Annotated in this window: 21 protein-coding genes; 4 read left to right on the top strand and 17 right to left on the bottom strand. The window is 35.8% G+C overall.

The features are described from left to right. Positions 1–13 precede the first annotated feature (13 nt). Positions 14–637, bottom strand: coding sequence for a hypothetical protein (locus IGJ99_RS03080; protein ID WP_023519203.1), 624 nt, complete (start codon positions 635–637; stop codon positions 14–16). A gap of 74 nt (positions 638–711) precedes the next feature. Here IGJ99_RS03080 and IGJ99_RS03075 point away from each other — a divergent pair, with 74 nt between their 5' ends. After that, positions 712–843 (top strand): hypothetical protein, encoded by a 132-nt coding sequence (locus tag IGJ99_RS03075; RefSeq protein ID WP_438770572.1) that lies wholly within the window; start codon positions 712–714, stop codon positions 841–843. A gap of 743 nt (positions 844–1,586) precedes the next feature. Here IGJ99_RS03075 and IGJ99_RS03070 read toward each other — a convergent pair. The 4 genes from IGJ99_RS03070 to IGJ99_RS03055 all read right to left on the bottom strand — a co-directional run bounded on the left by IGJ99_RS03070 (position 1,587) and on the right by IGJ99_RS03055 (position 4,075). Continuing rightward, entirely contained in the window at positions 1,587–1,850 is a 264-nt protein-coding gene (locus tag IGJ99_RS03070; protein ID WP_224434552.1) for a hypothetical protein, read from the bottom strand. A gap of 425 nt (positions 1,851–2,275) precedes the next feature. After that, positions 2,276–2,527: a hypothetical protein gene (locus IGJ99_RS03065; RefSeq protein WP_438770570.1), complete on the bottom strand. Its 252-nt coding sequence runs from the start codon at positions 2,525–2,527 to the stop codon at positions 2,276–2,278. Positions 2,528–2,919: 392 nt separating this feature from the next. Further along, the gene (locus tag IGJ99_RS03060; RefSeq protein WP_023519199.1) at positions 2,920–3,177 is read right to left on the bottom strand and encodes a hypothetical protein; all 258 of its coding nucleotides are present in this window, start codon (positions 3,175–3,177) and stop codon (positions 2,920–2,922) included. Between the two features lie 631 nt (positions 3,178–3,808). Further along, the gene (locus IGJ99_RS03055) at positions 3,809–4,075 is read right to left on the bottom strand and encodes a hypothetical protein (protein WP_438770569.1); all 267 of its coding nucleotides are present in this window, start codon (positions 4,073–4,075) and stop codon (positions 3,809–3,811) included. A 1,277-nt stretch (positions 4,076–5,352) separates the two neighbouring features. On the opposite strand from IGJ99_RS03055, the gene IGJ99_RS03050 reads away from it, so the two are divergent. Then, positions 5,353–7,275, top strand: a complete 1,923-nt coding sequence (locus IGJ99_RS03050) for a hypothetical protein (protein WP_438770567.1) — start codon at positions 5,353–5,355, stop codon at positions 7,273–7,275. A gap of 304 nt (positions 7,276–7,579) precedes the next feature. Here the strand turns inward: IGJ99_RS03050 and IGJ99_RS03045 are convergent, their stop codons facing one another. The 3 genes from IGJ99_RS03045 to IGJ99_RS03035 form a co-directional block, all read right to left on the bottom strand. Then, positions 7,580–8,266, bottom strand: coding sequence for a hypothetical protein (locus IGJ99_RS03045; protein ID WP_023519195.1), 687 nt, complete (start codon positions 8,264–8,266; stop codon positions 7,580–7,582). 156 nt (positions 8,267–8,422) lie between these two features. Further along, positions 8,423–9,031 (bottom strand): metallophosphoesterase, encoded by a 609-nt coding sequence (locus IGJ99_RS03040; protein WP_023519194.1) that lies wholly within the window; start codon positions 9,029–9,031, stop codon positions 8,423–8,425. A 92-nt stretch (positions 9,032–9,123) separates the two neighbouring features. Then, positions 9,124–10,395: an MFS transporter gene (locus tag IGJ99_RS03035; protein WP_224434550.1), complete on the bottom strand. Its 1,272-nt coding sequence runs from the start codon at positions 10,393–10,395 to the stop codon at positions 9,124–9,126. A gap of 91 nt (positions 10,396–10,486) precedes the next feature. On the opposite strand from IGJ99_RS03035, the gene IGJ99_RS03030 reads away from it, so the two are divergent. Next, complete coding sequence (locus tag IGJ99_RS03030) at positions 10,487–11,266, top strand: hypothetical protein (protein ID WP_010736188.1); 780 nt, start codon at positions 10,487–10,489, stop codon at positions 11,264–11,266. Positions 11,267–11,408: 142 nt separating this feature from the next. Here the strand turns inward: IGJ99_RS03030 and IGJ99_RS03025 are convergent, their stop codons facing one another. The 4 genes from IGJ99_RS03025 to IGJ99_RS03010 form a co-directional block, all read right to left on the bottom strand. Further along, the gene (locus tag IGJ99_RS03025) at positions 11,409–11,756 is read right to left on the bottom strand and encodes a DUF1831 domain-containing protein (protein ID WP_010736189.1); all 348 of its coding nucleotides are present in this window, start codon (positions 11,754–11,756) and stop codon (positions 11,409–11,411) included. Between the two features lie 75 nt (positions 11,757–11,831). Further along, positions 11,832–12,971, bottom strand: coding sequence for a cysteine desulfurase family protein (locus IGJ99_RS03020; RefSeq protein ID WP_438770565.1), 1,140 nt, complete (start codon positions 12,969–12,971; stop codon positions 11,832–11,834). Between the two features lie 157 nt (positions 12,972–13,128). After that, complete coding sequence (locus IGJ99_RS03015) at positions 13,129–14,109, bottom strand: ribose-phosphate diphosphokinase (protein ID WP_010736191.1); 981 nt, start codon at positions 14,107–14,109, stop codon at positions 13,129–13,131. A gap of 77 nt (positions 14,110–14,186) precedes the next feature. After that, the gene (locus IGJ99_RS03010) at positions 14,187–15,041 is read right to left on the bottom strand and encodes a dihydrolipoamide dehydrogenase (RefSeq protein ID WP_153830468.1); all 855 of its coding nucleotides are present in this window, start codon (positions 15,039–15,041) and stop codon (positions 14,187–14,189) included. A 237-nt stretch (positions 15,042–15,278) separates the two neighbouring features. Between IGJ99_RS03010 and IGJ99_RS03005 the strand changes: the two genes are divergently transcribed. After that, entirely contained in the window at positions 15,279–17,186 is a 1,908-nt protein-coding gene (locus tag IGJ99_RS03005; RefSeq protein ID WP_010736193.1) for a M13 family metallopeptidase, read from the top strand. Positions 17,187–17,374: 188 nt separating this feature from the next. On the opposite strand, the gene IGJ99_RS03000 is transcribed toward IGJ99_RS03005, so the two are convergent. From IGJ99_RS03000 to IGJ99_RS02980, 5 genes are all read right to left on the bottom strand, one after another. Next, entirely contained in the window at positions 17,375–17,470 is a 96-nt protein-coding gene (locus IGJ99_RS03000; protein WP_353629272.1) for a putative holin-like toxin, read from the bottom strand. 156 nt (positions 17,471–17,626) lie between these two features. Then, a complete protein-coding gene (locus tag IGJ99_RS02995) occupies positions 17,627–17,713 on the bottom strand; it encodes a putative holin-like toxin (RefSeq protein WP_410779225.1) in 87 nt (28 codons plus the stop codon). Between the two features lie 605 nt (positions 17,714–18,318). After that, on the bottom strand, positions 18,319–18,681 hold the full coding sequence (locus IGJ99_RS02990; protein WP_065096110.1) for a hypothetical protein: 363 nt from the start codon (positions 18,679–18,681) through the stop codon (positions 18,319–18,321). A 594-nt stretch (positions 18,682–19,275) separates the two neighbouring features. Next, positions 19,276–19,563, bottom strand: a complete 288-nt coding sequence (locus IGJ99_RS02985; RefSeq protein ID WP_224434547.1) for a hypothetical protein — start codon at positions 19,561–19,563, stop codon at positions 19,276–19,278. A gap of 150 nt (positions 19,564–19,713) precedes the next feature. Beyond that, on the bottom strand, positions 19,714–20,265 hold the full coding sequence (locus IGJ99_RS02980; RefSeq protein ID WP_438722348.1) for a cysteine hydrolase family protein: 552 nt from the start codon (positions 20,263–20,265) through the stop codon (positions 19,714–19,716). Positions 20,266–20,270 lie beyond the last annotated feature (5 nt).

Below are 20,270 nucleotides of genomic sequence, written 5' to 3'. Positions count from 1 at the left end.
TTTTGTTCGTGATTCAGTTTCTTACTACATTCACCAAAAACAAAAGTAACAGCACAACATTGAAATATGTAGAAAACAAATAGTTGATAAACAATAAGTAAAATTTTCGCCGGCTAGTTTCAAGCTTTGTTGCGGCGTATAATCCAATCAAGCCAGAGATCACCATCAACATCAGTAAAGGAATCAAATAATAACTTTCGAATGAATGACTTTGAAAAATAATCAAATAATGAGCATAAATAAATGCGAGTGTAGAAATAGACATCGGGATGATCAATCCCATGATAAAGAATGCTTTCTTTTTCTCTAACTCATGAAGCGCGCCCACAATTAATACGTACGCAACAGGGAACAATAAATACTCCACCTTACCAAAGCTGACAAAACCTAATAAAGTTCCTAGTACAATACCGTACATCAAAACAAGATGAATGCCAATGAGCACTCTTTTTAAGAATGCTGAGGGGATTCTAGTTGAGTAAAACAAACTGATTCCACTGATGATCCACCAAGAATATTGGACTGTTGCAAATAACCAATAAAATTTGAAAACAAAAACTAAACTTCCTAATAGAAAACAAAGCGCCAATAGATAGAACGAAATATATTTATTCGGCATACTTTTTTTTACAAACATTCCACTCACTCCTTTTAAAACATACTTATCTAGTAGAAAACCACCAGCCAAAGATACAGAACCAGTTAACCAAAATGATCAATACTTTTACCCAACCGAATTTTATTCCTGTCGAAAAAAATAAACTAATCCCACTCAAGGACCAGCAAATCGTGGAAATCATCAATTTAGTCTCGCCAGTATATGGTAAATATGGTAAAAAATAAAAAATCGCAAAAAAACTGACAAGCACATAAATAGTAGGGAAAAAACTTAAATCTTTTAGGTTCAATCGAAATCATTCATCTCACTCCTTTTTTCAACGATTACCGATCATAGCTTACTAGAAATAAACTCAATCACACGCATCAAACTCATAGCGGTCGCAAATCCATAATTTACGACTAAGAGAAATCCTTTCTGATAGTTACTCATCGTAAGACAGTTCGTAAAATAAATCCCCATAAGTCCAGGAATTACCATGTACAGGATAAATGCAAAACTTGAAAGTGGCTCTTATCGATATAGAAAGCTCCCTATCATAAATAAGATAGACAACAGCATCGAAAGACCCAATCCTATTTTATGGAATTTCATGGTGATCTCCTATTCATCTTTTATTTATTGTGGCGTTATGGTGCTTTTTTCTATGTACAGTTACTGTTCATTTCACCAGTAAATAGAGTCTTAACTAAAGGAAAACAGCCAACCATAGATACAACTAAAGTTCAAAAAAAATGACTAAGTTTTTTAAGGCTTTACTTTCAATGAACCTTGAAAAAAATAAACTTATACTGCTAAGTAGCCAACAAATCGATGTCAATATTACTCGCCATTCAATACTATAGCGACCTCCTTGAACCATACTGAACGTAATCACACTGATCGATAAGAGTAAAATAATCAATGAACAATATCTTTTGTATGTACTTTTCATTTCAATCTCCCTTTCAAGTAATATTTAACTCTATTAATTGTTCAAAGTTAAAACAATTAATTGAATGAATTGTCCAATAATAATAAATGTAGCAAAAAAATAATTCAGAGAAACAATCATCCATTTGTATCGTCCAAGATTCGCTTTCATCGAATAATAAAACCCAGCTAATCCAGGAAATGTCATAATGAAAAACAATAAGACACTCTGAGGACTATCTCCATAAACGATTTCTCCAACAAAACAACAAATCGAAAAAAACATCGCAATTAATAATCTGAATTGATTATTCGTCATCTTATTCTCCTTTTAAATTTATGAATATCTGTAGTTTCAAAAATCAAAATATAAACCACCAACCATAAATACAAAAAATATTCGCTCCTACAACAATACACTTAATAAATTTATTGTTGATTCCTGTAGAAAAAAATAAACTACATCCACTCAATAACCAACAACTGATAACGATGATTCCTTGATATACAAGAGGCAAAGTTCTATAAGATGAAAAATAACTGCTACTAAATAAACAAGAAGCGAACAAAAAGATGATCGATAAAATCCAGTACTTGTTATTCTGTTTTATAATCATATGTGACTCCTTCTTTCTTAAATCCACTCACAACTAGATATAATTTCTATTAATTTTTAAATTGTTCAATTGATACATAAAATAAAATGTACTAACTTGTAAAAAACTCTATCCCGAAGACTTGTAACTAATAAATTACGATAATCAAGACGGTACTGTAAGTAGCGAAAAGGTAATTCAGCCCTAGCAGTAGCCATTTCAACTTCGTCTTTTTTATTTTTGTCGAACAATAAAAACCAATCAAACCCGGAAAACCTAAACCTAATGCAAAAAGAATCCCCTCAATTTCTCCACTTAAATAAATATGTATATAAAACAGACCACTGACACATGCAAGTATTGACAAAAATAAAACGACTAGATTCAATGCACGTTTCATACTTCTTTCTCCTCCTTATCAACATCAATATTTCTCACTAAAAACAGAAATAGCTTCAAAAATTCAAAGAAAAATGAAAAATCGTAGATAAAAAGACATAGCTAAACACAAAATTCAACGTAATCAACGTCCTTTTCAGGTATCTATCTGCGATTCCTAACGCAAAAACGATACTCCCTCCATTGATGACCCAACAAATCGAAATTGTGACTATAAATAGATGCGGTTGATACTTAAATGAGTCAAACAAGATGGGACTAGCAAAGACACACGTAATAAATACAAGAAAAATTGATAATACCAATAGAACTACTGATTTTTTTGTACGAGACTTATTTTTTTGGAAAAGACATTTATACGCTCCTTTTTACTATTTTACAAGCACACATAGACTAACCAAAATAAAATAACCAACCATAGATACAACAAAAATTCACTAATATGATTCCTCTTTTCAAATATGGATAAGTGATTTTCGTTGAAAAAAACAAACTTGCAGTGCTACATAACCAACAAACCGTCATGATGAATATTCTGATTTCATATTGCAATTTAGAATACGGATAGGCATAGAATAAAAATAAAAGAATAGAGATTGCCAATAAAACAATTGAAAGAATAAATTCTAAATAATTTTTCTTGGTTAACATTCCTATTCCTCCTCGTAAATAGTCTTAACTCATTTGGATAAACTTTCTAATAAACCATTCAATGAATTGCCCAATAACAATATACGTAGCAAAAAAGTAATTCAAAGAAATAAGCAACCATTTATACTGTCGAAGTTCCGCTTTAGTGGAAAAATAAAGTCCTAGCAGACTTGGAAAAGTCATCATGAAAAACAAAATAATCCGTAGAGCACTCTCTCCGGAAATGATTCCTCCAACAAAGCAACTCATCGAAAAAAACATTGCTATAGATAATCTGAATTGGTTATTCGTCATCTTATTCTCCTTTTAAATTTATGAATATCTGTATTTTCAAAAATCATATATAAACCACCAACCATAAATACAGAAAATGTTGATGCTAATGACAATACGTTTCAGAAATTTATTACTGATCGCCCGACAAAAAAATAAACTAAATCCGCTTAGTATCCAACAACCGTAGACAATAATCCTTTGATATACAAGTGGATATAGTCTATAGGATAAAAAATAATGTCTAGCAAGTAGACATGAAAGTATCAATAATACAAACGACAAAATCCAGTATTTTTTATTTTGAATCATTTTTTTCTCCTGCTTTCAATATCTTTATTGATACGTCTGGTCCTTTTTATTTATAAAAAAATCGTAAGAAAACATGGACAACGTCCCATCCGATGAGCGTAGTCGCAAATAAATAATTCACGACTAACAGAGCCCATTTCAAGTACCTATTCATAGTGATTTTTGTGGTAAAATGGATTCCCGCAAATCCTGGGGTAATGATCACAAACATCAAGATAAAGCCGATATATCCGCCATAATCTATGATTGTTCCCAATAGACACAAGATCGATAAAATCATAGAAACAATTAACCCAATTTTATAACCGTTCATAACTATCTCCTTTCATAATTTCATTTAAGTTATTATTGTTCGGATGACCAATTTACTTGATAGAATTTAACAATCAATAAAAAAGCCACCAACCATAGATACAGAAAATGTTGATGCCAATGACAATCACTTTCAGAAGTTTATTCCTGATTCCTCGACAAAAAAATAAACTAAATCCGCTTAGTATCCAACAGCCGATAATAATGATTCTTCTATATATAAGAGGATATTGCATATAGGGTAAAAAATAATGCCTAGCAAGCAGACATGACAGACCTAAAAAGACAAATGATAGAATTAAATACTTTTTATTTTGGGTCATTATATTTCCTCCTTTTTCCATTTTTTGATATGTATCATACATTACTTGTATAAATGTAAAATAAACTGAATAAAATACCAACCACTAAGCGTAGTCGCAAATAAATAATTCACAACTAACAGAGTCCACTCTAAGTACTTTTTCATGGTAGTTTTTGTAGTAAAATAAATTCCCAAAAAGCCAGGAATTATGATTACAAATGACAAAATAAAACCAACATACCCTCTATAATCTATGAGTATTCCCAATAAACATAAGATCGATAAAATCATAGAAACAATTAACCCGATTTTATAACCGTTCATCTAATCTTCCTTTCTTCTAAAAATTTTAGGTAACGCTATTCGCTGATTCAGCTGATTTTTATTCGTTGATCTCTTACAACCTATAGAACCCTCGTTAAAAACTGGATGAAATATCTGATATGAAGATGCGTTGCGAATAAATAATTTACGATGAACAAAAAAGATTTCAGAAGCTTATCCATAGTGATTTTAGTTGTAAAATAGATCCCAAAAAATCCTGGAATAATTGTTAAAAAAACTAACAACAATCCAATTAGTCCACGTCCATCAATCAGCGAACCAATAATACACAGAATAGATAAGGACATTGACATACACAAGCCGATTTTGTACCCATTCATAAGCTACTCCTTTCTTCGCTTCATTTAAAATAATCAAAGCTATTTTTGGATTAATAGAAAAATTATACATCTAACAATCAAAAACCAATAAATTGTTATTTAAAATAAAATTTAAAATAACTTTAAAATAAATCAATTAACTTGCAGAGAAATAATGAAAAATTCTTCACATTAACTTTTAATGATAAACATAATTAGATAAAAGCTTTTCCATAAATTCATATAAAAAAACATATAAAATTAAAAAATAGGTGTTTTTATAAATGTTTATATGTTATTATTTTATCATAAAATTAAGGAGGAAATATCATGAAGCTCAAACTTTTTTTCACAACTTTTATATTAATCGTTTCACTTCAATTCTCAAATATGCAGGTACATGCCGAAGCGGACTCTTATCAGTCTTTAGAGGATTATTATGAATTTTTCGAAAATGAATACGCTTCCTTCGAGCAGACATTTGAGGAATTTTCAGCTGGTTACTACAACCAGACACCTTATTTAGATGAGGATCAATTAAAAGAATATGCACATTCCGTCAATGACACGTATTTAACCGAGGAAGCAGAACGGTTAGCGAAAATCCCACCACTATGGTCTTTCAATATTGGCAATTCTTTAGATAATATTTCTTTTGAAAAGAAGCCGGAATATGGTACTTATGACTTGTTAAATACGGTCCAGCCTGGAGATGTTATTTTTGAGGTAAACAGAGCTGATATGGTCATCAGATATCTGCATCATGTCATGATTGTCGATGATATTGTTGAAGAAACACATATAATCAATGGAAAAGAAGAAACCTTTACATATATTCGAACAATTGAAGCGACAAAAGGAAACTTCGGTGCCAAAAGTGATGGAGTTGTCTACGGAGTATTAGATGACGAACGCTTTGATTATACCAATGCCTCCATCCTACGAGTACCTGAAGAAACAGTTTTACAAAAAAAAGCTGCCGTAAGATTTATGGAATCACAACTAGGAAAAGGTTATGCCTTACATGATCTTGATGATCTTTATAATCATCGTAACCGCTCCTCTAGCCGATCTACATGGTATTGTTCCATGCTTGTATGGGCTGCTTACATGAACGCTACACCTGATGGCAACATTGATGACCTGACGCCTGAAAATGATCCGAATTTTCAAGGAATTGATATCGAGTCAAAAGATGACCTATTCGAATCTCCAACGATTACGCCTAATGATATAAAACGCTCCGATAAACTGGAAAAAATCAGTCCTTCGTTTCCCGAACACATCGATTATATAAAAAATATTACTTGGTCAGGGGAAGGTGCGCCGCTTCAAGGTGAAGATTTTGTTTTCAGCCCGAATTCTAACCTTTATTACCTTGAAAACGACTATCATTTCTTAGCCATCGACCAAAACAACCAACGTCCCTACACCAACAAATCACTTACACTCGGTCGGAACGCCAGTGGAAATGTTGTTGCACAATTAGATTTATTCACCAATTTCGCTTTGACTGATGAAGCGAAGCAAAAATACGCAGATAAAAATATCCCTGTTGTACCTAATGGTATTGAACTTGCGGATATCCCAAATTACGTGATGAATTGGATCAATCGCTATACTCAGTGTAGCTTTGATATTGTTTACTCAAAAGATATCACGACGGATAGTAATCACTTACGCTATAATCCGACTTATTCAAAAATCGATCAAAAAGCACATCCTTCATATGGCTATTTAGTTAGTCAAGTAGTACATACTCCTCCAGCATTTACTCAAAGAAAATTTGATTACACTGAGAATTTAAGTGTCTATGAAAATTATGATCTAGCCTATCCGAATCCATTGAATTATGATGTATCCTACACGAAGAACCGTCCGACTTGGTATTACTTCTTTAATAACTTCCATGCCTTGATCAAGCTAGAAAATGGTACCTATCGTTCCGCTACTTATCTACGATTCCATGGCTCTTTCACTACGCCTGCTTCTCAGAAAAACGGGTATGGACTGAACCATGATTTTACAATGACCGATGAAGCCAAAAAGATTTACCAAAATTATTACTATCATATCGGCGTAAACCAATCTGTGGATTACGCGATCGATTGGTTGAATCAATATACAAAAGAAGAGGTCCTTATCGTCTACTCAACAAATATCACGAATGATCTTAAACGTTTGAATGATGGGACAGCCACTGTTGGTAAAGGATTGAATAATCAAGGAAAACTCGTCAATTGTATTATTTAAACTTTCAATAGCTCCTTGGATTTTATGTCTGATGAATCTATAAAGTTGTTAGCAAGGATTGAACAAATGAACTCTACACTTTTTCCACCTAGTATCTAGATGAATGTCGAAAATAAAACAGGTGTGAGACAAAAGTAACATTTCCTTTTGTCTCACACCTTAAAACCGCATATGCGTTGGAAACATAGGTAACCTCATCAGAAAAGCGACAGCTACAAAAATTTGAAAACAATTTTTGTAGCTGTCGCCTTATTTCTTGAGGTAATCCATCCCCCACCTTCTTCTCACCTACTTTTCCTAATGGTTATTCTTTTGATCCAGCAACTTCTGTCTCTTCGATGAGGGAGAGTTCATCGACTTCACCGGATTCTTTATCAGTCAGTCGACTCATTCCTGTTACAGGATTAATCTCTTCTTTGATCTCTTCATCTTCATAGACTAGATAAAACCGATTTTCTGTACCATATTCTTCTTGCAATGTTTGAAGCAGTTTGTCATTTGTGACTGTTTCAAGTGCTTTGAACGCATCGTACTCTTCAATCGTCCCCTTTTCCTTATCTGTTATTCGAGCCATTCCAGTAATCGGATTGATTTCTTCTTTCGTTTGATCATCTTCATACTCTAAAAAGAATTTGTCCTCTGTCCCGTATTCTTCTTGTAGTGATTTTAGAAATTCTTCTTTTGTAAATAATTCAAATTCCCCGAATGCTTCATATTCTTCCGTTTCCCCTGTTTTTTTATTAGTGGTTCTAGCCATTCCAGTTACTGGATTGATTTCTTCTTTGTATTCATCATCCTCAAATTCAAGATAAAATCTGTCTTCTGTGCCGTATTCTTCTTGCAACATTTTTAATAGTTCTTCTTTTGTTTCTACTTCTTCACCGACTTGTTCTGTTCCTTGCGATGTGTCAGCAAAGGTAGGAACAGCACCAAAAGCAAATGCACTGAATAGGCCAACTGAAGCTAAACTTACACTCAATTTTTTGATCATATGTCATCACCTCTCTATTTGATATGGATTTATAATAACTTAAAATTTAGGTAAAAAATGGATTTAAATTTAAACAAAAACCGCTTATTATCTAAACTATTCTTTAATTAAGAATAATTTAAAAATAACTAACGGTTTAAAATTATCGAGCGATGTTTAGCGTTGAATTTTTTGTAGCTCTTGAAACTTTGCTTCATAGATTTCTTCAATCTCTGCTTCCGAAAGTGGCGTGCCAAACGGGCGTTTTGTTTTTAATAATTCTCGCTCTGGCGCATCTACGCCTACATTGACGTCGTTGCCGATGGGTACGCTGTAGTGATGGATATGTCCATGAAGATTGCGTATTTTATCATTGCCTCCGAGCAACAATGGATAATGGGTCAAATAGTATTGTTGGTGATTGAATTTTATGATGACACCTACATCATAAAAGTGAAACTTTTGCTTTCCTTCCTTTTTCCACGGATCATGTTGTTCCAAGTAGTTGAAAAAGGCCCGACTGTCATGATTCCCTTTGATAAAGTGGATCGTGCCATTCAGTTCTTTGACTAAGGAAAGAATTTCTGCGCTACCTTTTTCATACTTAGGGTGCATCGCGAGGTCCCCTAGATGATAAACATGGTCGGATTCCTTTACGACTGCATTCCAACTAGTGATTAATTGATGGTGCATGTGGGCAATATTTTTAAATGGTCGTGGCGAAAAATCACTATTACCGAGCAACCGTTCATGGAAAAAATGCATATCACTGATAAAATAATTCATCTAAGCTCACTCTCCTTTATAAATATCGTATGTGAAAACAAAAAAATAGGCAATCAATGCCTATCTTTAAAAAAGAAATTTATTGCTTTGTCTTAGCTATGTTTACTTTGTAATTCTAAATCGTAGTTTCTGGCTGAAGGAACCAGGTACAGTGCAATTGCGCAAAGTAATGTACCGACACCAGCAATCACAAACAATTTCTCCACGCCAAGAGCATCTGCTAGTGGTCCAGCAAAGATCAAACCGATTGGACCAGACAGAGACATCAGTGAATTGAACACACCCAACACCCTTCCTAAAATGCTTGGCTCAAAACTTTGTTGGATCATCGCCATGACTAATGTATTGTAGTAAGGCGTAGCCAAACCGGCAATGGCATTCAACAGAACAAAGTAAATAAATCCTTGTGAGGTTGCTGGCAATAAACCACTTGCTGTGACGGATACCCCTAAAACGATATAAGAGATGATCACTAGCTGCATTCGATTCTTAAAATGACCAGAAAAACCAATGACTGCGCCTCCGACTAACATCCCAACGGCGTAAATGACTTCGATCAATCCCGCTTGTCCAACTGTGCCATTAAAATAACCCATGGTCATCAGTGGATATAAGCTTGCGGCAGGCATGAACAACAGCATGAAAACTGCCCCATTGAGCATGATATGCCATAACCCTTGCTTCTCATATAGTTTCTTTACTCCAAATTTAGTATCCGCTAACAAATGAACCGTTTCTCCTTGGATGTCCATCTTGGGAATTACCACAAGAATCAACAATCCTACACCAAGAATGGCACCTAATACATCCAAAAGAATCAAAGCATTCATTGGTACCGCAGCAAATAAAAAAGCACCTAATCCAGGAGCAACGATATAATTCGCTGATTGCACCATACCCAATCGCCCATTGATCCTTGTTAATTCTTCTTCTGGAACCATTGTTGGTAAAATTGATTGGATCGTCGGCATTTGGAATGTCTGTGCGACCGAACGAATAAATAAAGAGACAAACACTAACCAGAGCGGAAAGGTCGACATCACTGTTCCTACAATGGATAAAATAAGTGCAAAGATCGCAACAATGATATCCGTATAAATCAATAATTTTTTCTTATCCCAGCGATCGATCAGTGGCCCAACAAATGGACTTAATAGAACCATCGGCAGCATTCCTAATAATGTGGCAAAACTTAAAATAGTCGCAGAACCTGTTTCTTGCGTCAAATACCAAATAATAGCATATTGAACAACCATACTTGTGATTCCTGATAAAAATTGTCCCATCAAAAATAAATTAATATTCTTTTTCCAGTATTTCTGCATAACGCCTCCTAATTTTGTATTCTTTCTGTATTTTACCATTCATTTGTCTTATATTTTTTTATAATTATGATTATTTTATTATTGCTTGAAAAACATGGTACACTGTAGAAAAAAACGGGAGGATACACCTATGACTAAGGTTAGTTTTCACACAACGATCACTGCTTCTGAAACACAGATCCAATTAGAGGAAGAACAAATCCAACTCTCTATTTGTTCAAAGCCAGTAAAAGAAATAGAAAATTCCTTTTATCTTTATTACTTAGACAAAAAGTGTCTGGCAATTGGTACAAAGATCCGCCCAAAATCCTTTGACCAAGTCATCACTATCCATTTACCATGGGATCTTGAAGCAGATTATTTTATGTATCTAATGAATAATCAAGCCACCGAAGCTGGTCTAACATTAGAAAAAGACAAAGATTTCAAAGAAAAAATCCCAGTTGAAGCAACCAAAAAATTAGCCCCGACGATCGAAAAAGTAATGACTGTGTTATCAACGTTTGGCTACGGATTTGCTCCGCTTGCTGCAACGAAAAAGAAACCTGCCAAAGCGCGTCATCGGTGGACGAAACAAATCAGCGAGATTCCTTTTACTGTGGAATTTCGTGGTAGCAAGGCAACACTTTACTGGATCAGTCGCAATGAGATGTTGATCAAAGCTGGCGCTACGTTATTACTTGATGCCCCTTTGAATAAAGATGGTTCGGTTAGTTATGCCGCGAAATATGGAGATAAGATGCGGGCTGACTACCAAGAGCAGATCAAAGATGGGAAAGTTGTGGAGGACATCATCGTCAAAAGTGTGAATGAAGCTAGCCTATTACTGTATTATGGCGGAACAAATAGTTGGTTAGAACTAAAAGATGCCCAAGGAAAAACATTAGATGAATGGTCAAAAGTTGAATGATCATTGACCGATAAATAAAAAAGTACCCAAGCGCTAGGAAGGACAGTTACGCATGCTCGCTGTCACATGAAGACGATACATGCACTTGTTTTTCTAGTGTTTAGGTACTTTTTTGTTTTTCTTTATTGTTTCACATGAGTACTTAGCCTTCTACTTTTTCAAATAGTCCACGACTGATCATGCTATCCATCAAGAAATAAAACTTATCTTGACTCATTTTTTGCTTTGGATCTTTAAAAATATCGACTGCACGCAAGCCATTGGCTGTCGTGATCGACATCTTCATTGTCTTGATGTCTTTTGCAACCGTGATTTTTAATTTAAAACCCTCTTTGCTTTGTGGTGTTGCATCAAGCGGACGAATCAATTGATAGTTCCCGCCATTTGTTTCTGTAAAGCCATTGTCGCGTAATGTGTATCTTTTTGCATCTGGATGTAAACGGTAGCTAACTGGAGAACCGAGTACGGACGCTGTTTGTTCAAATGCCATCTTTTTCACCTCAGTAAGTTTAGTTTCCTCTTTATTATAAAAGTTTCTAACTCGTTTTACTAGGTTTTTTAGCGCTTAGATTGCTTTGACTAAACCATCAGCAAATCGTTGGACTTCTTCTTCTGTATTCCCATAGCCAAAACTGATGCGGATGGATTCTTTCAAGAATAGTGTTCCTTTTCCATACATGGCTTCTAGTACATGAGAAGGTTCGATATTTCCAGCAGTACATGCCGAACCGATCGAGATCGCAAAGCCTTGTAGATCCAATTTCATCAACAATAGATCGTTGACGATCCCTGGAATACGTAAATTCAGTACATGAGGTAATTTATTCGTCAAATCCCCATTGATTGCATATTCAATCTCATTTTCTGTCAATTTATCTAAAATCAGTTGTTGGAAGTCCAAGTATTTTTTATTACGTGCTTCTCTTTCTTCAAGTGTTAATATTTCTACCGCTTTCGCTAATCCACAGATCCCCGCTAAGTTTTCTGTACCGGCACGGCGTTTTTCTTCTTGTTCTCCCCCTAAAAGCAAAGGTGGGATATTTACGCCATCTCTTTTATATAAAAAACCGATTCCTTTCGGTCCATTGATTTTATGACCAGATATGCTCAAAAGATCGATTCCTAACTCTTGAGGATGAATCGTTTGATTACCATAAGCTTGAACAGCATCCGTATGGAAATAGGCTGGATGTTCTCGTAAAATTTCACCGATTTCTTTGATTGGTAATAAATTACCGATTTCATTGTTCCCGTACATGATCGAGACTAGAATCGTGTCTTCTCTTAAAGCCGAGCGGAAGTCAGCGATCGAGATATTTCCTTTTTGGTCAACTGGTAGATATGTAACCTCAAAACCCTTGTTTTCAAGATACTTCATCGTATTCAAGACTGCTGGATGTTCAATAACTGTAGTGATTAGATGTTTCCCTTCATTTTGACGTGAGAATGCTGTTTCAAGAATCGCAGTATTATCACCTTCCGTTCCGCCACTGTTAAAAATAATCTCATGCGGGCGGGCGTGCAAACTATCTGCCACGATTTGTCTAGCATTTTCTAATTTTTCATGAGCCATCCGACCAAATCCATGAATGCTCGAAGGATTGCCAAATGTCCCTTCCATGATATCCATCATTTCTTTGATTACCAACGGATGCATCGGCGTCGTCGCTGCATGATCTAAATAAATATTGCCCAATGTATTCATCCCTTTCAAATAGAACTAGGCACATTCTAGCATAGAAATAGCCAGTTACCAAAAATAAACTTAGGCAAAAAGAGGATTTTTTAGTAGATATGTCCAAGTTCCTAGCAAAAAACACCATAAAATGACCTAAATTCCGTCATTTTATGGTGTTTCATTTTTATCTAAAGCTCTTCTCTTCCAAACGGAACAGTGGGCTCATTGGCGTGTTTTCATGGATACGCTTGACGGCTTCACCCATCAAGTTTGAACAAGTGACGATCGTCAATTTTTCTGGGTGACGGTCTTCTGGTGTATACACAGAATCAGTGATACAGATATCTTTGATTGGTGCTTCGTCCAAGATCTCTTTTGCAGGCTCTGACAACAAGCCATGGGAAGCACAAACATAGATATCTTTGGCGCCATTTTCTTTCAAGACTTTGGCTGCTCGAGCGAATGTCAATCCAGTATTTAAAATATCATCAACCAGGATACACGTTTTTCCTTGAACATTCCCGATCACGTAACTTGCTGCTGTCCCTTCGACTTCTTCGTCCGCATGATCAACGATCGCTAACGTACTATTCAAGTACTCTGATAAGCTACGCGCGCGTTGGACACCACTGTTCTTTGGTGAAACAACGACAATGTCATCGCCGACCAGACCAAGTTCACGGTAATAATGCGCAAATAATGGCATTGTAAATAAGTTATCTACTGGAATATCAAAGAATCCTTGTACTTGCACCGTATGCAGATCTAAGGTCAATACACGAGTCGCTCCTGCTTCTTCAAGCATGTTCGCAATCAATTTTGCTGTAATTGGTTCATGGGGCTTCGCTGTACGGTCTTGTCTCGCATAACCATAATAAGGCAACACCACATTGATCGTTTTGGCACTTGCACGTTTCATCGCATCGATCATGATCAATAATTCCATGTAGTAATCATTGACTGGTGCATTCGTCGATTGAACGATGTAGACATGGTCGCCACGGATACTTTCTTCAATGTTAATTGAAATTTCTCCATCACTAAATTGTTTGACTACACTTTTCCCTAACTCTGTTCCAAATACTTTGGCGATTTTTTCTGCTAACGGTCGATTCCCATTCAAACTAAAGATTTTCAACGTGTCGTCCTGATACTTTTTACTCATGACATCCTCCCAAACTTCTCTATTCTTCGATAGTTTAACATATTTCGTTCCGTATTTCTGGTATTTTCTGAAAATAATCAAGGAAGTGAGACTGTTCCATTTCCCCAACTTGCAGGAATCACTTTATTTGTGTTTCCCCAATTATCATGGACTTTATAATAACGCTCACCAGAAGCTGATTCATAGTAAGCATAAGCAGTGACCCAATGATTGCCGTAGGTACTGCCTAGCAATCTTAAAATACCGATCATCACAGGTTTTCCTTCGCGAATCCGCTTTGTTGCTCGTTGCCAAGAACCGACTACTGTACTTCTGGCATAAATCGGTTGTTGTTGTGTTCTAAAAAAGGCTGAGATCCCTGTACTTACTTGGATAGGTACAGTGGGCAAGCCTAAAGGTTGGATCGTTTTACGCAGTTTTTGGATCAATTCTTTCGCATCGCGGGAATCTTTTCGGCGAATATCTGAAGGAATCAGATTCGGCATACGATAATCTTGATAGTAGGCAAGTAACACTGCTGCCGCATAAGTGCCACAAAGATAACCAGACGTTGTTCGCCACTTTTTATAAGTCAAGAAACGTTGCTCTGGCAAGCCTACCCAACAATCAACTAAATAAGTCGTTGGCGCTTGTTGCGCCCACTTTGCCAGAAGTTTATCGATCAGCTCATCGTCAATTCCTTCTGCATTTATACTGGCTTCTTGCCACATAGTGGATGTTGCAATGCTTGTTGAATAGGCGTTTACCGCTGTAATAAATTCGACTGGTTTTCCATGAGGATCAACGATCAAATAACTCTCATTTTCAAAAATCACTGCTAAATAGTATTCGTTCTCCCGTCTTCTCTTTAGCAGACGAAACTCACTGATTCGCTCTGTTTTGCCATCGAGCGTGATTTCTTGCCATTTCCCACTTACTTTACTCAGAATCAATCACCTCCACCTACATTATAAGGGATAGTCCTAAAAAAATAAATCAGATCGACTAATGGTTGATTGCGCGTTTTGAACATTTTTCCTGATTCGTATGTAAAATGATTTTTAGAGCTTGCTTACAAAAGAAACCGATTACAAAATTTGTCGCTTTGAAATAGATTTTACATTCCATTTGTTTATTCTGCTTTTTTGTTAGATAATGGGCACACGGAACTAAAAAGGAGCGATGATTCAATGAACCAAGAACGTTTGAAACAAGATTTTTTTGAAGCAGTAAATGAAGAATGGTTAAAAACAGCAACAATTCCTGCCGATAAGCCAGCAACTGGTGGGTTTCAGGATTTAGTTGATGGCATTGATCAACTAATGATGCGAGATACAGATGAGATGTTAGCTGATCCAACAAAAGTTACATCTGATAAAATGCGTCACTTCCTTGCATATTATCAACTAGCAAATGATTATGAATATAGAGATCAATTAGGTGCTACACCTTTACAACCAATCCTCGAAAGGATCGAGCAACTCACTTCCTTTGACGAATTAAATCAGCAATTTCCCGAATGGACATTGGACAGCTTACCGTTGCCTGTTGTCTTAGATGTGGATGCAGATATGAAAAATGCGCAAGTCAATGCCTTTTTCGCTTCACCACCCTCTTTATTTTTACCAGATAAAACTTATTATGAAGCAGAACATCCAAATGGTGCTCAATTATTGTCCGTCTTTTTTGATATGATGGTCCAACTTTTAGAAATGACAGGCAGAGAAAGAAGTCAGGCAGAAGCAATCGTCGAACAAGCGATCCAATTCGATAAATTGATTGCGCCCCATGTTAAAAGCGCGGAAGAAAATGCAGATTATAGCCAAATGTACAATCCACGTGCCTTTAATGAATTTACGGCATATACCGATGCTCTTGACTTAACTACCTTGACTACTGGCTTGATCGGCACACGTCCAGACCAAGTGATCGTTACTGACCCTGTCTACTTTGAACATTTAGCTGAACTTTTGACGACACCACATTTCCGACTACTTAAAAGTTGGATGATCGTAAAAACGGTGCGTTCACTAAGCAGTTATCTATCTGAAGATTTCCGTCAAGTCAGTGGGATCTTCTCTCGGACTTTATCAGGAACCGATGAAGCAATGCCACAAAAGAAAGCAGCTTACTACCTTGCTTCTGGACAGTTTGATCATGTGTTGGGCGATTACTACGGTAACAAGTATTTTGGCGAAGCAGCGAAAAAAGATGTCGAAAAAATGGTCAAGAAAATGATCAATGTTTACCAAAAACGACTCGAAACGAATGAATGGTTAAGTGATGCGACACGAGAAAAAGCAATTGTGAAATTGAACAAATTAGGCATCCAAGTCGGTTACCCTGATAAAATCCCTGCCTTGTTCGATGCGTTCCAAACAGTTCCCGCAAATGAAGGTGGAACCTTGCTTTCAAATGCGTTGAACTTTAGTCATCTAACCCTAAAAGACCGTTTCAGTAAATGGAACAAGCCTGTTGATCGTGATGAATGGGAAATGAGCGCGGATACAGTCAATGCGTACTATCATCCATTCCGAAACGTGATCGTTTTCCCAGCTGCGATTTTACAAGCACCATTTTATAGTTTGGAACAATCTAGCTCGGCAAACTTCGGCGGAATCGGTGCAGTCATTGCCCATGAGATTTCCCATGCGTTTGACAACAACGGGGCGAAATTTGATGAGTTCGGTAACTTGAATAACTGGTGGACAGAAGAAGACTTCGCTCATTTCCAAGAAAAAGCGCAAGCCATGATCGAACAGTTTGACGGTGTACCTTTTGCTGATGGCACAGTCAATGGAAAACTAACCGTTTCTGAAAATATTGCAGATGCTGGCGGATTAAGTTGCGCACTAGAAGCTGCAATGACAGAAGACGATTATTCAGCAGCCGATTTCTTCATGAATTGGGCGACAATCTGGCGTACAAAAGCGAAAAAAGAATACCAACAATTACTTTTACAAATCGATGTTCATGCACCTGCGAAACTTCGGGCGAATATCCAGCCACAAAACTTAGCAGAGTTTTATGAAACATTTGCGATCACTGAAGAAGATCCGATGTATCTAGCACCTGAAGAACGTGTGCATATTTGGTAAATAATTCCCTAACAAACTAGGTGTATGGGGCAAAAAAATAAATTCATTTGCAAATTCATTTTTGTTTCTGATTTAAATTCAAATAAACGATGTTCCAAAAGCTAACCTTAGTTAAATAACAAGTCAAAAGAGTATAGAGCAGACACACCAAAATGTTTGCTTTATACTCTTATTTTTAAAGTTATATTTCATTGTATTAACGTCTTATAGTTAATAATCAGCAAAACTAACATTGCGAAAGCGATCATCAGTTGCATTGCTTCAAAAAATCGACACTTGTCTATTTCATATTTGCAGGGGTAAAATTATTTTGCTATACTATGATTAACAAAATGAGCTATGCGCTAACATAGCTCATTTGTAGAACCGTTAAAAAGACGGCAGCTTTTATTAGTTTGATATTCTAACCATCTAATTACTCGCCAAAGTGGATTAGATGGTTACTTTTTTTGGTCTTTATGGTCAATAATCAGCAAAACTAACGTCGCAAAAGCGATCATCAGTTGCATTGCTTCAAAACTTGACACTTGCCTACCCCCTTCTAGGGATAAAGCTATGAACCATAGGCATCACCCCTTTTTCAAGAGATTAGCCACCATCTTTTCACTTCTCTACCTCAAAATTATATCATATTATTTACAGTGATTTCTTCGATAAACAGTCTTTTTTCATTTTATCTCTATACCAATCTTTGACTCTGATTCTCGAGTGGTGGTTACTCCCACAATTTGACTTAACTGACTTTCAGCGGTGTTCAGTTTTTCAGGTGGGTTTCCTGGTTTTTTCCACCCACCTCTATTTTCAAAAGTTTGTGCATTTCTCCAATCGAAAAAAGCTCTGTTATATTTAGCTCATTTTTATAGATAATCTCCTACTTAATCAGCTGAAGTGAGCTTAGAAACTTGCACTCACTTCTCCTATCAACCACAAACAGAAGTCTGAATCTGAAAATAATGGAAAATTACCGATTCTTCTTATTTGTTATATTCTTCCATTCCTCATTAATAAATAAACACCAAAAAAGGAGTGATACATTAGTACCCTTCCACCACCTAAGGGTAGGAACAGAATTAACCTCTTCGAAAATAAGGCTGAACACTTCTGTCACAACCCCTTTTTATCTGATCTTCTTTTAGTGTAGGGAAACCCCTTTTTTGTTTTTTATAATCAATCTAGCAAAAAAAATAATTAAAAGGACTCCTAAGATAATAAGATAAGGTACTAGTGTAAAAGTTATTTTTTCTAATCCTAAAAGATCAAATGATTTTTTCAGTAAATAATCACTCAAAAAGATGAAAAAAAGAGATTTAAACGTACCCCAGCCTTTATGAATTGGTATCAATCCAATCACAACACCAACAACAATCGGGACTCTAAAATAAATTTCATCGAGAGTAAATGAATGATTTCCTTTCCAAATAAATTCTAAGATTCCTCTTAAAACAAACAATAAGAGAAATACACCCACGATATATCGGGAATCCAGTTTTTTCATTATTTCACCTTACTTACATTGTTTTATTTTATGTACCTTACGTAATAAACAGTCTGTGAAACATTGCTTGGTTCACCAACCTATCATCCAATCCAACCATTTCCACTTGTGTCCAATCCTCTAGCAATAGCATCTTCAGTACTAAAACCTTTTGTAGTTATTCCAAAAATACCTCAAAAAGAAACTACTTCCCCAAATGAGAGAGCAGTAAAGAATGCAAACAAATCTATTTCTACTACAAGATTAGTATATTTCGAAGCTGGCTTTTATTATCATTAATACTCTAAAAGTTTCGCAAATAACAATTATTTAACTTATGGTATTCAAAGGAATATTCTTAATCACAACCTACTACCAAACTTGCAAGTACTGCTGACGGGTTCAGTCGCCAGATTCATTTCTACTCCCCTTAATAGTAGAAATAGAAACACTACTTGTCGAAGAGCCTTTTTCAGCTTATTTCATATTTCTTTTTGATATTTTTAATTTGAATTTATGTATGATTTTACACTTTCTTCACCGATCAGCAGACACTACTCCTACTAGTCTCTGCTCAGATATGAATTTAAAACAATTAACAGAGAAAAAAACATACTAATAAATATAGTGACGAACGCTTGTAACTCTCCCAGTTTTATAGTTAGAATATATGCTAATAATAGTGAAAAAATTATAATTTTCAGTAAGATACTTCTGGTTAAAACTCTTTCTTTCGTAAAAAAATCTTTCAAACCTTCCCCATTTTTTGTTATCCAAAAAAAAGCCAAACAAAGAAAATAATGCAAAGAGCGAAAATAACCCTGAGAGATTTGGTAAATATCCTAAAAACCCTAAAATTCCCAGTAAACCTAAAAAACCCAAATTTGCTTTCCCTTTTCTCATACCGATTCCTTCCCTTCACGTAGAAACGACTTTATGCACACCCCATTGATCAATTTGTATGTATCTATTTCTCTTTGTTTCAGTTAATGACCAATAGAAATAGTGGATAAAGTACGATATAAACGCCTTTATCCACTTTATTCACTCTTTTTATCCCTTAATGATCTCCGCACCAAGGGCTGTTTGAAAATGTTTCAATGCCCAGTCATGTCCGATTGGATCAAAGCTGGCAACTGCATCTTCGTAAATAAATAATTGATAGCCTAGGGTATAGGCATCGACTGCTGTATGCAAGACACAGATATCTGTACAAACACCTGTCAAATAAATCTCTGTAATCCCACGTTCCCGTAAACGAATGTCAAGATCTGTTCCACTGAATGCAGAATAGTGACGTTTATCGATCCAATAAACATTGGCTTGTGTTTGATGTTCCGCATAAATCTCTTGCAATGAACCATACAGATCGCGGCCACTCGTTCCGACTACATTATGTGGTGGAAACAATTGGTTTTCCGGATGAAAAGCATCTTCGGGATCATGTGCATCGATCGCAAATACGACAAATTCTTTCTCATCAATAAACTTTTTTGTATACTTCGTTAAAGCTGGTTCAATTGCCTGACCGCTCTTTCCAGTCGTCAATTTCCCATCGTCTGCCACAAAATCATAGGTGTAATCAATCGAAATCAATGCTTTCATTCGGT

This window comes from Enterococcus sp. AZ095b, assembly GCF_051714725.1.
Classification (GTDB): domain Bacteria; phylum Bacillota; class Bacilli; order Lactobacillales; family Enterococcaceae; genus Enterococcus_B; species Enterococcus_B pernyi.
Note: the sequence above shows the minus strand (reverse complement) of the source record. Positions and strands in the feature narration are given on the sequence as shown.

Coding starts and splice junctions, on each gene's coding strand:
- IGJ99_RS03080 (WP_023519203.1), bottom strand. CDS start 637: ATGTTTGTAAAAAAAAGTATGCCGAATAAATATATTTCGTTCTATCTA.
- IGJ99_RS03075 (WP_438770572.1), top strand. CDS start 712: ATGATCAATACTTTTACCCAACCGAATTTTATTCCTGTCGAAAAAAAT.
- IGJ99_RS03070 (WP_224434552.1), bottom strand. CDS start 1,850: ATGACGAATAATCAATTCAGATTATTAATTGCGATGTTTTTTTCGATT.
- IGJ99_RS03065 (WP_438770570.1), bottom strand. CDS start 2,527: ATGAAACGTGCATTGAATCTAGTCGTTTTATTTTTGTCAATACTTGCA.
- IGJ99_RS03060 (WP_023519199.1), bottom strand. CDS start 3,177: ATGTTAACCAAGAAAAATTATTTAGAATTTATTCTTTCAATTGTTTTA.
- IGJ99_RS03055 (WP_438770569.1), bottom strand. CDS start 4,075: ATGAACGGTTATAAAATTGGGTTAATTGTTTCTATGATTTTATCGATC.
- IGJ99_RS03050 (WP_438770567.1), top strand. CDS start 5,353: ATGAAGCTCAAACTTTTTTTCACAACTTTTATATTAATCGTTTCACTT.
- IGJ99_RS03045 (WP_023519195.1), bottom strand. CDS start 8,266: ATGATCAAAAAATTGAGTGTAAGTTTAGCTTCAGTTGGCCTATTCAGT.
- IGJ99_RS03040 (WP_023519194.1), bottom strand. CDS start 9,031: ATGAATTATTTTATCAGTGATATGCATTTTTTCCATGAACGGTTGCTC.
- IGJ99_RS03035 (WP_224434550.1), bottom strand. CDS start 10,395: ATGGTAAAATACAGAAAGAATACAAAATTAGGAGGCGTTATGCAGAAA.
- IGJ99_RS03030 (WP_010736188.1), top strand. CDS start 10,487: ATGACTAAGGTTAGTTTTCACACAACGATCACTGCTTCTGAAACACAG.
- IGJ99_RS03025 (WP_010736189.1), bottom strand. CDS start 11,756: ATGGCATTTGAACAAACAGCGTCCGTACTCGGTTCTCCAGTTAGCTAC.
- IGJ99_RS03020 (WP_438770565.1), bottom strand. CDS start 12,971: ATGAATACATTGGGCAATATTTATTTAGATCATGCAGCGACGACGCCG.
- IGJ99_RS03015 (WP_010736191.1), bottom strand. CDS start 14,109: ATGAGTAAAAAGTATCAGGACGACACGTTGAAAATCTTTAGTTTGAAT.
- IGJ99_RS03005 (WP_010736193.1), top strand. CDS start 15,279: ATGAACCAAGAACGTTTGAAACAAGATTTTTTTGAAGCAGTAAATGAA.
- IGJ99_RS02990 (WP_065096110.1), bottom strand. CDS start 18,681: ATGAAAAAACTGGATTCCCGATATATCGTGGGTGTATTTCTCTTATTG.
- IGJ99_RS02985 (WP_224434547.1), bottom strand. CDS start 19,563: ATGAGAAAAGGGAAAGCAAATTTGGGTTTTTTAGGTTTACTGGGAATT.
- IGJ99_RS02980 (WP_438722348.1), bottom strand. CDS start 20,265: ATGAAAGCATTGATTTCGATTGATTACACCTATGATTTTGTGGCAGAC.